The sequence below is a fragment of the Gluconobacter sp. genome (assembly GCF_047722525.1).
Taxonomy (GTDB): Bacteria; Pseudomonadota; Alphaproteobacteria; order Acetobacterales; family Acetobacteraceae; genus Gluconobacter.
Genome location: NZ_JBDNYY010000035.1, coordinates 1 through 13,280 on the forward strand (window position 1 = coordinate 1; position 13,280 = coordinate 13,280).

At 56.8% G+C, this 13,280-nt stretch carries 19 protein-coding genes; 15 read left to right on the plus strand and 4 right to left on the minus strand.

Annotated elements, in window-relative coordinates; genetic code table 11:
• Window positions 1–1,193: ATP-dependent helicase (locus ABF859_RS14410; RefSeq protein WP_415528363.1), on the plus strand; the 1,193-nt coding region annotated here is incomplete at its 5' end.
• 109 nt (window positions 1,194–1,302) lie between these two features.
• Here the strand turns inward: ABF859_RS14410 and ABF859_RS14415 are convergent.
• The 3 genes from ABF859_RS14415 to ABF859_RS14425 form a co-directional block, all read right to left on the minus strand.
• Complete coding sequence (locus tag ABF859_RS14415) at window positions 1,303–2,247, minus strand: DUF4238 domain-containing protein (RefSeq protein ID WP_415528364.1); 945 nt, start codon at window positions 2,245–2,247, stop codon at window positions 1,303–1,305.
• Between the two features lie 273 nt (window positions 2,248–2,520).
• Entirely contained in the window at window positions 2,521–3,093 is a 573-nt protein-coding gene (locus ABF859_RS14420) for a hypothetical protein (RefSeq protein ID WP_415528365.1), read from the minus strand.
• Between the two features lie 48 nt (window positions 3,094–3,141).
• Entirely contained in the window at window positions 3,142–4,095 is a 954-nt protein-coding gene (locus ABF859_RS14425) for a hypothetical protein (protein WP_415528366.1), read from the minus strand.
• A gap of 149 nt (window positions 4,096–4,244) precedes the next feature.
• Here ABF859_RS14425 and ABF859_RS14430 point away from each other — a divergent pair, with 149 nt between their 5' ends.
• The 14 genes from ABF859_RS14430 (at window position 4,245) to ABF859_RS14495 (ending at window position 12,623) form a co-directional block, all read left to right on the plus strand.
• The gene (locus tag ABF859_RS14430; protein ID WP_194258117.1) at window positions 4,245–4,607 is read left to right on the plus strand and encodes a hypothetical protein; all 363 of its coding nucleotides are present in this window, start codon (window positions 4,245–4,247) and stop codon (window positions 4,605–4,607) included.
• 175 nt (window positions 4,608–4,782) lie between these two features.
• Window positions 4,783–5,046, plus strand: coding sequence for a hypothetical protein (locus ABF859_RS14435; RefSeq protein WP_415528368.1), 264 nt, complete (start codon window positions 4,783–4,785; stop codon window positions 5,044–5,046).
• 70 nt (window positions 5,047–5,116) lie between these two features.
• Entirely contained in the window at window positions 5,117–5,647 is a 531-nt protein-coding gene (locus ABF859_RS14440; protein ID WP_194258115.1) for a hypothetical protein, read from the plus strand.
• A 78-nt stretch (window positions 5,648–5,725) separates the two neighbouring features.
• Window positions 5,726–6,202: a hypothetical protein gene (locus ABF859_RS14445; protein ID WP_062106955.1), complete on the plus strand. Its 477-nt coding sequence runs from the start codon at window positions 5,726–5,728 to the stop codon at window positions 6,200–6,202.
• Window positions 6,203–6,213: 11 nt separating this feature from the next.
• Window positions 6,214–6,501 carry a DUF2312 domain-containing protein gene (locus ABF859_RS14450; protein WP_062022226.1) on the plus strand — a complete coding sequence of 96 codons (288 nt, stop codon included), beginning with the start codon at window positions 6,214–6,216 and terminating at the stop codon, window positions 6,499–6,501.
• A 4-nt stretch (window positions 6,502–6,505) separates the two neighbouring features.
• A complete protein-coding gene (locus tag ABF859_RS14455; protein ID WP_145993787.1) occupies window positions 6,506–6,802 on the plus strand; it encodes a hypothetical protein in 297 nt (98 codons plus the stop codon).
• 2 nt (window positions 6,803–6,804) lie between these two features.
• Window positions 6,805–7,227: a hypothetical protein gene (locus tag ABF859_RS14460; RefSeq protein ID WP_415528369.1), complete on the plus strand. Its 423-nt coding sequence runs from the start codon at window positions 6,805–6,807 to the stop codon at window positions 7,225–7,227.
• Window positions 7,228–7,281: 54 nt separating this feature from the next.
• The gene (locus ABF859_RS14465) at window positions 7,282–7,992 is read left to right on the plus strand and encodes an HD-GYP domain-containing protein (RefSeq protein ID WP_415528370.1); all 711 of its coding nucleotides are present in this window, start codon (window positions 7,282–7,284) and stop codon (window positions 7,990–7,992) included.
• 446 nt (window positions 7,993–8,438) lie between these two features.
• Window positions 8,439–9,095, plus strand: a complete 657-nt coding sequence (locus tag ABF859_RS14470) for a hypothetical protein (RefSeq protein WP_415528371.1) — start codon at window positions 8,439–8,441, stop codon at window positions 9,093–9,095.
• Entirely contained in the window at window positions 9,080–9,319 is a 240-nt protein-coding gene (locus ABF859_RS14475; protein ID WP_415528372.1) for a helix-turn-helix domain-containing protein, read from the plus strand. The genes ABF859_RS14470 and ABF859_RS14475 overlap by 16 nt, the downstream gene beginning before the upstream one ends.
• A gap of 819 nt (window positions 9,320–10,138) precedes the next feature.
• On the plus strand, window positions 10,139–10,963 hold the full coding sequence (locus tag ABF859_RS14480) for a hypothetical protein (protein ID WP_415528373.1): 825 nt from the start codon (window positions 10,139–10,141) through the stop codon (window positions 10,961–10,963).
• Window positions 10,964–11,703: 740 nt separating this feature from the next.
• Window positions 11,704–12,198, plus strand: a complete 495-nt coding sequence (ssb, locus tag ABF859_RS14485) for a single-stranded DNA-binding protein (RefSeq protein WP_415528374.1) — start codon at window positions 11,704–11,706, stop codon at window positions 12,196–12,198.
• A gap of 46 nt (window positions 12,199–12,244) precedes the next feature.
• On the plus strand, window positions 12,245–12,505 hold the full coding sequence (locus tag ABF859_RS14490; protein ID WP_415528375.1) for a hypothetical protein: 261 nt from the start codon (window positions 12,245–12,247) through the stop codon (window positions 12,503–12,505).
• Window positions 12,498–12,623, plus strand: coding sequence for a hypothetical protein (locus ABF859_RS14495; protein ID WP_255376059.1), 126 nt, complete (start codon window positions 12,498–12,500; stop codon window positions 12,621–12,623). The genes ABF859_RS14490 and ABF859_RS14495 overlap by 8 nt, the downstream gene beginning before the upstream one ends.
• 155 nt (window positions 12,624–12,778) lie before the next feature.
• On the opposite strand, the gene ABF859_RS14500 is transcribed toward ABF859_RS14495, so the two are convergent.
• Window positions 12,779–12,997 carry a hypothetical protein gene (locus ABF859_RS14500; RefSeq protein WP_415528376.1) on the minus strand — a complete coding sequence of 73 codons (219 nt, stop codon included), beginning with the start codon at window positions 12,995–12,997 and terminating at the stop codon, window positions 12,779–12,781.
• Between the last annotated feature and the right edge of the window lie 283 nt (window positions 12,998–13,280).

A 13,280-nucleotide genomic window follows, 5' to 3' on the forward strand; every position in this document is an offset into this window, starting at 1 on the left:
GTGGGGCCAATGTCCGGATTATCCGAAGCTTTCTCAAGGAGTTTCCGACCGGACGTCTGATTGCCCTGGAGCAGAACTTCCGCTCGACCGGTCATATCCTGTCAGCAGCCAATGCGGTCATTTCTCATGACACGAGCCGTCTGGAGAAGACGCTTTATACCGCGTCTGGAGATGGCGAGCCAGTGGATATTCTGCGGCATACCGGCAGTCAGGATGAGGCTTCCGGGATTGCCGCCGAGATCGGCCGTCGTGCTCTCGAGGGCGTGCCTTATGAGGAGATGGCGGTGCTGTATCGGTTCAACCATCTCTCCCGGTTGCTGGAAGAGTCTCTGCTGCGTGCGAAGATCCCGTATGAGCTGGTCAATGACACCGCCTTCTGGCAGCGCGCGGTCGTGAAGGACGCGCTCGCCTTCCTGCGTCTGACATGTTTTCCGTATGAGCGGCAGTCAGACGAAGCTTTCCGTCGGATCGTCAATCAGCCGACCCGGGGGATCGGGGCCAAGGCCATGGCGACATTCGAGCAGGTCGCGGATGAGGAGGCGATCTCGCTGTACGAGGCGGCGGAGCGCACGGTGCAGGGACGCACTGGCAAAGCTGCTGACAAGCTACGCGGCTTCCTGGACGTCATTCTGAAGGGAGCCCGTAGCGACGAACCAAGTCTGGGTGAACGTCTGAGGGCTCTGGTCGAAGAGAGCGGATATCTCGCGATGCATCAGGCGGCCGGGGAGGACGGACGCACGGCGCTGGAAAATCTGCACGAGCTTCTGTCGCTCGCCAACGAGTTCAGCTCGGTAGAAGAGCTGTTCGACCATGCGGCCCTCGGGTCGGAAAGCCGGGATGATGACAGTGTTGGCCGGGTGAAGCTGATGACCATTCATGGGTCAAAGGGACTGGAGTTCGGGCATGTGTTTCTGATCGGATGGGAAGACACGCTGTTTCCGTCGCGCACGAACCTTGACCCGGCTGAAGAACGCCGACTGGCCTATGTTGCGCTCACCCGCGGCCGCCAGCGCGTCAGTGTGTCCTGGTGCGAGTTCCGTCGGGGCGAGCAGGCCAATCCGAGCTGCTTCATCGACGAGATTCCGCTTCAGGCACGGCGGGACGGCTGGGGAAGGGATCTCAGGCGCCGTGCTGCGTTCCAGGGGAGAGGGGTCGTGAATCGGCAGGCTCAGAGAGAGGCGATGGGCTTCTGACCAATCAAGCGCTGTGACTGACTTGGAGGGGTAGCGGAATGTCCGGTGTAATGGTAAAACCATGTCGTGTAGACATCGCTTGTGGAATAAGCGTCTCATAATGGTTTCATTAAAAATTAAACCCAGGAACTGATGGGTAACCCATACATTTATCCAGAATTTTTGATAGCCATTTTATATCTTCTTCATTTCTTGAAAAAACATACCGCATAGCCATGGTGGCAAATGTTTTGTTAATTTTATTGAGAAGTTGCTTAGGGCTCAGATCATTTATATCGACACCCCCAATGTAAATAGAGTAATGTGGGTGAGATATAACTAATATGTGCTGAGGACTTAAAGGCATAATCAAACAACCGTAGCTGTCATTTGGTAGAGATTGTAGAAATATGTAAGTGTCAGAAATAATAAAGCTTCCAACATTCTCATTTAAACTTATTATTTTCCATTTCTTAAGGAGTAACGATCTTATACTGGTTTTTGAATTTATATGACTAAGAGAATAAAATAAACCGATTTTATCGGGGTCAAGTCCTATACTGTCAAGATAGCCTTCTATAGTCATTCCGCTATCAAGCTCCGCGAACGTTTTTTTTATCTCAGGACTACTTTTAATAAGTTCGATTGCTTTAGAAGAATCTTTGATATTTTTTGCTATTATCATAGGGTGTCGAGTCATTAATGATAATATGAATTTTGCAATTATTGGGCCTGAACTAGGAGAGAGTTTCCTTACATTTTCAGATGCCATATCCTTTCCAAGTTTTTCAGCAGAAAAATTAGTTAGATTCTGTATGGCAGTCGCCGCTTTGTCATCTATGGGTGAAAATATTTTTGTCTCAAGAAAGTCTTTCTTTAAATGTAAAGATTTTGAGAAAAGATAAATATCTACGTAACAATAAGCTTTAGGTCCTAATTTCTTGCTAATTAAGATTCTTTTTGCCTCAGATCTCCACGAAAATGCTGTCATTTTATTTTGACCATTAATATTTTTTTGCCACTTAGAAAGCAAGAATACAGGTACATAGTGGCTGTGCTTTGTTTCCGATGTCATATTCGTTACTCATTGGACTATTTTTATAAAACTAAAAGACCTTACTTATTTTTATAGAAATTAATAGTTAGACAGAATAAAAAAGTCCTTTCATCTTTCCTGACTTAGAGAAAACTCTAACCCTATATATCTGCTTACAGTCAGGATCGCAGACCTCTGAGCACACATCATTTTATCCTAGATGTCGGCTTTGAGCGGTCTACAAATCATCAGTCAATGACCGACACGAGGCGTAAGCGCACGCCGTACTTTTCACCTTCTTCAAATCACTTCTCAGTCTTTGAAATGCTGCGCTGGCAGTATCCTAATGCCTGTCAGCGTGGTCGCGACGTAGTCACCCGAATAGGTGAAGAGGTCCCGAGCGATGGTCCAGTTTGCCCATGCTGCGAGGAGGTCACGGGCTTTTGTGTCATCAGGGTCTTTCAGGATCAGATCAAGGCGGGGGTTTTTCTCCCCTTTTGTCCCAAAATCGAACACCGCGAGCCCGCGGATCGAGTGGTCGTAATCGAGGAGTACAGCACCCTTGACCAGGCATTCGTGTGCTTTACATGCCGAGAAAAGCCAGCCCCCGGCCTTGTAGCCGAGCATTTCGACCGGACGATCCGGCGGACCACCCAAAGAGGCTAATACCTGTCGCTGAAGCGTTGCAAATTCGCCCGTATGAGGTCCAACAAAGCGTTTGATTTCACCATCGAAGCCCCGGCTCCAAACCAGCTGATTGGTATCCCGGCAGAACTCGGCTGTCTTGAGAGTGCAGGGCTGAGCGGCTGCCCGGGCAACAGAGCACCACGATGTCACGAGAGCGAGGGCAATAGCACTGAAAGTTAGCGCTCCGGGAATGCTCATAAGCCGTCTTTTCCTCTTGCTCAGACTGGGCGTGTTGCGTGACGTCTTTCAGGTGACGTCCAGAGGGTGATCATTTTCTCCTTGGGCGCCCCCGATTACCTTGAGGCAACGTGCCTCACTGATACTTCGTAAGACGTCCTCGATGCCCGCGCGATCAATCGCTGCATGCACTCGGATCAAGGTCTCGCGTAGAGCGTCGGGTGCACGGTGCGGGAGAGGAATGATCCAGGTCTCCGGTCGGTCAGGCTGCCAAGCCGGTGCGTAATCAAGAGGGCATGGCCCGTCTGGCCATGCCTGCCGCATGTCCCAGAGTGATCGCTCCAGTGTGCGGGAGCGGTTGACCCTGACAATGCGCCATGACGAGAGCAAATCCGTGAACCCGTCTTCATCGAGATACACAGGTGTGATCCGGGCATGAAGCCAGACCGTGCGCCACCCCTCTCTACCTGCAAGGCGACGCCAAAGACTGAAACGCCGTGAGGCTCCGCAGTTCCCCACAATGCGCTCGTGGCTCCAGGTCACATCCGTGACGTCGAATATCTCTCGATTTCGAGTTGCAGACGGGTTGAACTCCCGCAGGATCGCTTCCCGGAGCCGCGCGGTCTGCTCTTCATCGAAAGGGCCATAGTTTGGTGGATAGGAGTTATCGAAGCTCATGGTCTCGGGCAGGCTGTCAAGTTCGCCGACCAGCTTACCTTTTGATGCGCTGACAGCGGTAATCGACCGGATATCGATTTTTGCATGGTAAGGATCACCCTCCCGGAGAAGACTACTCAGCAGCTCAGAAGCAGGATGGGGAGGGATATTATCGAACGCTTGGGCAAAACTGACCATGCGTCGTAGACGGTAGTAGGCATTCTCTTCGCGGGGATCGCGGCTGGTATCTGCCTTGAAGGGATGATTCTCGAGGTCCGCCAGAAATCGGAGGATCGCCACCTGGGCCTTCTTCTGACGGCTGCGTTCAGCAAAGTGCCGGACGAGGGAGAGAGAACGGTACATCATAAGACTCTAAAAACGGGCAAACACGCACGCAAGTCCTTCTGCGACGCACCATGTGTATTCAGACAGTAGCGGGTGGGTTAGGGTGACCTCCGGCAGGATCTGATCGGCCAGGGCGACCCCGGAGGGCGTGGCTTGCAGGGAGAAGAGATGTGACAACGGTACTGGGCAGCTCGGCTTTTGCGCGCCATGAAGATCTGACGCAGGTGCAACTCCAGGCGGTCGCACGGTTCATGGCGGAGCGTCTTATGACTGGATCTGCCGGTGTGGTTCCAGGCACGCTGAAAACGCTGACCGATCAGGGAAGAGACTATCCTTTCGTTCTTCTGCAAGACGATTGTGTCTACGCGGTAAGTCCGATCGAGAGCCTGCGCCTTGTGCTGGATGCGGATGGTCGTCCCTTGGGCTGTCCGTCAGAGGGGCTGCTGTATCTTTCGGATGTAGAGGGAAATGCTGTGGTGCGGCTTCTTCCGACACCGCGTTACAAGCCGTCGGATCTCGGACTGACAATCTGAGGACCTCAATTCGGTTCTGACGCTTCAACCCCTCTGGTCCGTCAGCTGAACCGCACTCACAAACGCTGTCGTCATACTACCCGGTATGACCGAGCATACACTTTCTCTTGGGCAGTCAGAGCTGCCCAAACACTCCCTTTCTCTCTCACTCTCGTCCCCCTGGATGCTTGGCAGCATGGTTCTTTCGGCGACCATGCTTTTAGGGTTCGGCTGGCTCCTTTTTCCGCTGGATGTCCAGATGGTCTGGACCATGCTTGCTCAGGCGATCCTGTTTTCCCTGGCGATCTCCGTTCTCGTGATGGACGTCATACGCCTGTTGAAGACGAACGCCTTCATGCCGCGCTGGCATGTGCTGGTCTTCGTTCCGGTCTGGGTGGCTGTCGGCCTGATCAATCTCCGGAACGCCTATGACTGCATGAAGGCGGCAGGCCAATGGTGACGTTGCGTAACTGCACTCACAAAACCCCGTGGGATACTGACTGTCAGGTGACAGAGAACGGGGCAACACAGTGAAGTTTGGCGGCAACCAGCCCAAAGCACGGGTTTTTCGCAGGCTGAGTGCGCAGACACAGCGCGAAGCCTATCAGGCCGTGCTTCAGCACGTCCGGACCTGCCTCAACCGGGGGCCATATAATGTCCTTGAGCTTCGGGCAAACCTCACCCCGGAAGAGGCCGGAGCTTTGCCTCTGGCTCTGACGACGCTGGCCCAGGCTGGCGAAATCGCGGCTCTGGGTCATAGCGTCTATGCCCGCGTGCCCTGGATGCCGGCAACGCGGACCGTGAAGACGTCACCAATCGAGGACCTGGTCTTTGCCTCGCTGACCGAACACGAGACGCCAACCGAAATCGCGTCGTGGCTTGGACTGACCCTCGCTGTGGTCAGAGACTCTCTTGCAGCTCTGGAGCAGGCCGGTCTGATCGAAGAGCGGCTGGATCCGCGTCGCCCCAACCGCTACCGGATTGTATCGCCGCATATGGCCAAACATATCCGGCAGGGGGCACAGGACAGGACGTTCACCGATATCGCCCGGCATGGCTGAGACATGAGGGAGGCGTCGCGCTTGCGGGTTATCCCCCAAACCAGTGGACAGCGCTGTGGGCAACCGCGGGCAGGATATGTGGATTCACGGTCCGTTCGTCCCGGGCACAGGCGTGCAGCGCTGTCCATTGCAGGCGAACTCTCCGTCATCGGCTGGGGTGTGCGCCAGGCGTCCCGCCGATCCGGCGTCTCCAAGGACAGGATCCTGCGCTGGCAATCAGGGCAGGGTATTCCTGACCCGGATTTTCTCAAGTGGCTCGCGGCCCTTGGGATGCTGCACCGTCGACTGAGTCACCCACTGGCCCGGGCTGTGCCTCCAGCGGGGAACAGACCTCCGCTGAATGGCTACGCGATGACCAGTGCCCTCATCACAATTGGCTGGTCCGAACGTACACTCGCAGATCGCCTCGGCGAACACCGGACGGCGCTTCGCCGTCTCATTGAGGAACAGGGACATCTCCCGGAGCGGCAGTCCCGCTGGCTCGAAGCGCTGGCAGACGGGCATCGCGATCTGCCACGCCCCCTCTCTCCCATCTGCGTCTCACCCGATCTCTGAAAGGTTGATCCATGTTGCAACGCGTATCATTTCCTGAAGACGGCCAGGACAATCAGGGTGTCATCGCAGGGGGCATCGCCGCCGACCGGCTGCGGTCCATTATTGAGCGGGTCGAGCGCCTGGAAGAAGAGCGCAAGGCGCTGAGTGGTGACATCAGGGACATCTTTGCCGAAGCCAAGTCAGCCGGGTTCGACGTCAAGGTCATCCGCACGATTATCCGGCTGCGCAAGCAGGAGCCCGCAGAGGTCGAGGCTCAGGAAACCCTTTTGCAGATCTACCGCCGTGCCCTGGGAATGTGATCGAATGCAAGATGCTCCACCGCGCCGACGTATCGCCGAGACGGCAGGAGAGATCCTGGTCTGCTGGCCGAGTGTTGGACTGCTTCTGTTTGCGTTTGTCGTTCCCAGGCTTGGCGCTGTCATGGGGCCCGTTTTCATGCTCGGTGGCTGTCTGGCAACCATGACGGGACCGGGTGTCCCCGAAATCGGCGAAGACGGGCGCGACTACGGTCTCGAGCGCAGGCGCGGTGTGGTTTTTGCCAGTCTCGGCCTGGTGCTCTGCCTGCTCTCTCTGTCTCGTCTTTTGCCGGATGGGTATTGAGCGTGCCTGCACCTTTCTTCGCGGACTGGACTCCAACGCGCATCAACAGTGTCCGCTATGCCTCCACTCTGGGACCATCTCACCCTGTTGGGACGATACAGCGTCGGGTCTGTGGCCCCAGATGTCTGATCGGGGTCAGCCTGTTTCTTCTGACGAACGCCGCGGATGGATTTCTTGGCCTGGATCAGTTTGCCAGACAGGGACCCTGGCATCTGTCCGGACTGGGTCAACCGGTTCTGATGCTGTCGTTCTGGCAGTGGACGCTTCTGGCCTGCCTCACACTGGCTCTTGTGAAACTCGCTGAAAAGACGTCCGGGATCCTGACCGGGCGTGGGCAGGGGCGGGCGACCAGAATAAGGCTCCTCGTCACCTGCGTGGCCCTGGCACTCGGCGGCCTCGCCCGCAGCCTGATCCATCCGGGATGACCGGACTCACATTGCCCTCTCCTAAAGTGATCCTACACAACCGGCAGAGGAAAGATGCCTGAACTGCAGACGCTCCTGAAAGAAGTGGTGAAACTGCCTGCGTCCTATCGGCGGCAAGGCGCACCTCTGGCGTCCCTTCTGGCACTGGTTGCCAAAGGGGATGACGGGCATGGCCAGAGGGTCGGGCGCCTTGCTGGCCTGCTCGGCCATCTGGCGAAAACTGGCCTCTCGTCCAGCGCCCTTGAACTGGCAGGCCGCCTGCACGATGCGGGCAAACTGCTGCTGCCAGACAGCCTCCTGAATCATCCGGGCATGTTTAACGACAGGCAGATGCTGGTGATGCGGCAGCATCCCTCGCTTGGCCTTGGAGCGCTGTTTCATCTGTCAGCCGATATCCCGACCCTTGTTCATGAGGCCGTACTCCTGCACCACGAACGCTATGACGGCGATGGTTATCCCTTCGGGTTGAAGGGCAAAGCCATCCCTCTGGCCGCCCGCATCATCGGCCTCGTGGACGTGATCGACGCCCTGCTCTCCGCCCGCGCCTATAAGACAGGTTGGACGCCGCGTCAGGTGAAAGCCTTTCTCCACGAGCAGGCAGGTGGTGCGTTTGATCCTGACCTGGTGCGGCACGCGACCACCTTTTTTGAGGATCTGCTCGCCATTCGCCGCAGCGTCGCGCAGCCCGTTCAGGGGTACCAGTCAGTCCCTGGTCAGTCCCCTGCTTCTTCCCGTACTCTCAGCTTTCGGAACGATATGCCATGATGCCACTTCCGCTCCCACCCGCAGCGCACGCAGTCCCGTCGGAAGCATCTTCTCTCAAACTTCTGGCCGCGGTTGCAGACCGGCTTTTCGCAGAAAACCGGAGAGACGAGGGGCTGTGTGTGATTGACGCTCTCTATCTTCAGGCAGATGCAGCATTTTGCGGCAGCCGGAAGCCCTGTGGTCAAGAGGACGGCTGACGCCGTCCGATCCGCATATATCTTGTCGCGCAACGCGGAATACTGATGAATCTTGGTCGATAGGGTGTTGGCGCGAAAGCGTAGATCGGCACCATGATGTAACCGTCAAGTCATGGACGGGGTCTCGAGCAATAGCAGGCAGTCGCCGTTGGGTCGCATAGTCAAAGAAATAAAGAAGCCCTTATTTGTGTATTGAAAAAGGTATCCGAAGGATACTATAATTTAGGCATCACGAACGAGGACAATGCGATGCCTAAATTCGACACTTCCCGGATGCGCGAACTTGAAAAGGAAGTGCAGCGTCGCGCCACCGTCGAGGCGATAGGACGGGTGAAAGATGGCGTTCAGCGTGATGAGGAAGGACGGGTCCTGCTCCTGGCTGCGCCGTCGCATGGCTATTTCTCGCTCGAAGACAGCACCGTGACGAAAGAGGTCGCTGCTCTCCTCGGGGTTTCGCCTACGGCCGATGATGTCGCGAAGGCCATTCGTAAGGTCGGAAAGACCGAAGTGGACAGACTGGCTCTGTCAGGCTGGCATTTCTCAACGGGTGAGACGCGCAATCTCGGCAGTGTAAAGCTGGACGACGGGTTTGAAATCGCGACAGAGTGCTCGATGCGGCATGCCGTAACGGGGGAAGTCGCGATGCGTGACGACATCCCTCATTATTCCGATCGCATTGAGCTGCAGCACAGAACCGGGGATCGTATCCTGTCAGGTGTCTGGATCTTTCCCGACGGTCGCTGTGAAATAGACGAACCCAGTTTGGATAGAACCGGCGAATACAGCGAAGACTTCGACCTCTCGCCGCAGGGGCGGGCCGACGCTACGTTGATCGCTAGCCTTAATCGGACGAAGGCCGGACTTGAGCAGGCAGGTCATTTCAAGCGGGCATGGCTGGGTTATTGAGGGAGGCTGACGTCGAGGACATTTCTCCTCGGGCAATCCGTCAAGCCCGTCTCGATGCGGGCCTGACACAGGTGAGTGCTGCGTCTCTTGTTCACGTCACACCCCTGACCTGGAAGCGATGGGAAAGTGGTGATCGCACCATGCATCCGGCCTTCTGGGAACTTTTTGCTCTCAAAGTCGAGAGTGGCATATCGGGTGGAATGAACAGAGACGAGTCAAAGTAGAGACAGAAAGGGACAGCAAAGGCCTTCCAGCCGCCACAGTGGTCTGGCCGCACGCGGCCCGTGCCCTGGAGAGCGCTCCATTGTCCGGTCCAGGCAATACGGGATTTTATCGCTGAACCAAAAACGCACTGGGGTGATATTCACGCTCAGGATAATTCGGGGCTTTTGCCTGATTTGCACAATGGACTGTTTCAGTAATGCCAGAAAATCCAGACGACCTGAGGCGAACCTATGTTGCGTTCTGTTCGGGCGCAGGTTTGTCGCACGCAGATGTAAAGTCTCTTCTTGCTGATCGTCGGTACACTCTCTCGAACAACGCCGTCCGTGAATTTGGAAGGGCTAATCGTTTTCGTGATGAGAGGCCCAGAACACAGGCCCGCGGGAGCATGATTACGATTGAAATTCTCCGGGATTTGATTTCCGCTTGGGCTGATGAGCAGCGCGAGAAAAGAATTCTTGACGAGAGAACTTCGCTGGGAGATGGTTTTGACATTCCCCGCGCAAGCAGGGATGAACCGTTATAATCCTAATCCTTGATAGGTTTGTAAGACCTTCGTTCCCTGCCTCGGCGGGGATGAACCTTTCTAATTCTGGTCCAAGATAGGTTTGCAAGACCCGTTCCCTGCGTTAGCGGGGCGAATATCTTACGGCCTTCTCTCGTCCTCAATCTTACCAATGATAAAGAAAGAGAGAGAGAAACAGCACAGGCCGTCCTGCCGCCACAATGGTTCGGCCGCACGCGGCCCGCGCCCTGAGGGCGCGCCATTGTCCCGGCCAGCCGTCTGCGCCCGCAGGAAAGCATCCAGAAAATGAAAAAGGATGTTCTCCGTGGCTACTCCCGTCATAACAATCTTCACGCTCACCGGCCCACAGGACCGCCTACGCCAGATCGCCAGAGAGCGCGCCTACCGGACCTGCGCACCCGAACACATGACGTGGGAGGATGAAACAACACTCGTGATGACCCTCGAAAGCGGGATCGGGACGTCATTTCTTGGTCATGGGCTGGGGCTGTCTGACGAATATCCAGACGTCAGCATCCGGGGCATGGAGTATTTCGACTGCTTTGATAATCCGGCCTTTGCCAAATGGCAGGGCGGCCAGCTTGTCTATGAAGCGGATCTCATCACAGTCTTCGGAATCCTGTTTCCGACAGACGCCACAAAAGACTGGCCGGGATATAGCGCCAGCTTCTGGCACAGGTCTCCGCCTCTCGCGGCCGCCATAGCCGAGAACTGTCCCCACTTTGACCTGATGCCTTTGCGCCAACTGGCAGGGCCGGTGCCGGGATGGGTTGAGACAACGGACGGCTTCGCCACACTCTTTCTCCGCCCGCCCTCGACACCCGATGCGCAGGATGGCCTCGGCGTGATCTTCTATCCGGAGATCGGCAGGAGCACTCTGATGACAGGGATCGACCGTTTCGGTGGCGTCACCCGCTTCCTGCGTCAGCCCTACGGACAGATCAGCGCACAGTGTCCGGAGCTGCGTGATGTCTTGCGAGGCTGCTGGAAGGCCCACGAAAAGAAGAGGCGGAAAGCACGCCAGGAGCGTAAGGTTTTGAGAAGGAAATTGAAGAAAGCAGAGCAGGAGAGAGGGGATAATGTGTTTTCTTTCTTCGAGACTGACCCGTGGGTGATGTGAAGGGCAGAAGAAAAAAGGATCGGGGCGGCCCTGACGGGTTCGTTCGCCCTACTGCGCTAGGCTCCTTCGTCGCCAAGCTCCGCCTAGCCCCGATGTCCAGTCGCCCTCAACCGGGCGTCTGGCCCTCGGGTCTGGCCCTTTCGGGTACGGCTTACCCGCATCCTTTTCCATGAACGGGCGGTCTTGGTCTGGCGGATCTGTTCGTGAGACGGCTCCTCAACCTCCCCGGCCAGTCCTGCGGACCGTCCGGGGAGGCACGTTCCACGACGGCGGCCTCGCATCCAGCGTTCAGTCTGACAGTCGCCGTGCCAGTCCGTAAAGCCACTGCGCGACCCTCGGCGGCAGGTGTCAGGCCCGCGGCTGCTGCAGGGCCGCACGCGACCCCGCATCAGCCGCAAGCCTGCCCCCCTTGCTCAGGACGCTCCGGGCTTGACGGCCTGTCCCGTCGCCCGTCTTGGCCGGTGGCAGGATGGGCTCAGGAAAACGCCACCTCCCTTCCACTCTCGTCGCCGTCAGTGTGCTCGCCGCACGGGCAGGATGGGTCTAGGAAAACATCAAATATCCTTTCAGTATTCAACAAGTAAAAGCGCTTCATTTCTAATTTTATTCTCTCGAAAATAGCGGTTTTCTGCCATTTCTCGTTGACTAGAACCAAGTAAAAACCTAATATCTATTCATGGACGGAGGCAATAACGCCGCAACAGTCCAGTTGATACGTTCCCTATTTCTTGGAGGCTCTCATGGCTGGTTCCGTTAACAAAGTCATTCTCGTTGGCAACCTTGGTAAAGACCCGGAAGTCCGCAATATGCAGTCCGGGTCCAAGGTCGTGAGCTTTACGCTCGCCACGTCTGACACATGGAACGACCGCCAGAGCGGCGAGCGTCGTGAGCGCACCGAATGGCACCGGGTCGTTATCTTCAATGAGCGGGCTGGTGACGTAGCGGAGCGCTTCCTCCGCAAAGGCCGCAAGGTCTATATCGAAGGCGAACTCCGCACCCGCAAATGGACCGATCAGGGCGGTCAGGAGCACTACACCACAGAGGTTGTCATTGACCGTTTCCGGGGGGAGCTGGTGCTGATCGACAGCAACCGAGGCAATGGCGATGAGGGCGAGGGCGGCTTTGCTGGTGGAAGCAGTGGCGGCCGGTCGGGGGGATCGTCTGGCAACGGAAACCGCAATGGGGGCTGGGACGCACCGGGCGGGAACGACCTCGATGACGAAATCCCATTTTGAGTGCCGGGGCGAAGGGGCATAGCGTAAGATGAACAAAGACCGCCTCATGGCGCTGCTGCCCCCGCCGCAGCGCTCCAAACACAAGGAAGACCGCTACAAGGCGATTGCCAGCGTCCTTCAGACATTCGCCCTCAGCGCGTGGGGGCTCGGCATCGTGACCCCACTCATCTCCGGGACAGGACCGTTGACCCCCATGCGTGCCGTCACCTGTTTTTTTTTGGGTGCGGCGCTTGAGGCAATTTCTTTGACTTTTCTGGCCTATATCCCCTATCCTGAGGACAAGACGGAGGCGAAAACCAATGGATAACGTGACCCAGAGTATCCTGTTTATTCTTCTTCCTGCCGCTGTTTTCACCATCGGTCTGGGCCTTGCGATCGGACCGATTGCCACCCGGCTCGCAAAGTTGCGAACGTCCCATCAGTGACACCGACAGGCGGCCTCCGGGCCGCTTTTTTTTGTCCGCTCGCCCGGTTTAGTCAGGCGGACGCGCCTCGACGGCGCGGGCTTTGATGCCCCCAATGCTCGCCCCCCACTGGGGGGCTGCGCCAGGACAGCGAAAAAGACTAGACTGGCACCATGTCACGACAAACAATAATCCGCATTGTTGCACTGAGTATTCAGGCAGCGGTTCTTCTCCTGATCTGGCAGGGCTTTTTGCATCCAGTCCGGGGAGGCCTGCTGGTGCTTGCCGTGGGTGGGGGTGTGTTCTTCCTGACCCGGGAGTCTTCCGGGAAAAATCAGGGCCATAGGTAGAAAAAGCAAAAGAAGGATCGGGGCGGCCCTGAAGGGTTCGTTCACCCTATCTCACTAGGCTCCTGCGTCGCCAAGTTCGACCGAGCCACAGGGTCCAGCCGCCCTCAACCGGGCGTCTGGCCCCTGCGTCTCGGCCCTTCCGGGTAACGGTTCACCCGCATCCTTTTCCATGAACGGACGGTCCTGGTCTGGCAAGTTCGACCGTGAGACGGCTCCTCGTCCCTCCCGAACGGTCCTGAAGGACCGCCCGGGAGGGCCGTTCCACGACAGCGTCCTCGCATCCAGCGTTCAGTCTGACAGTCGCCGTGCCAGTCCGTAAAGCCACTGC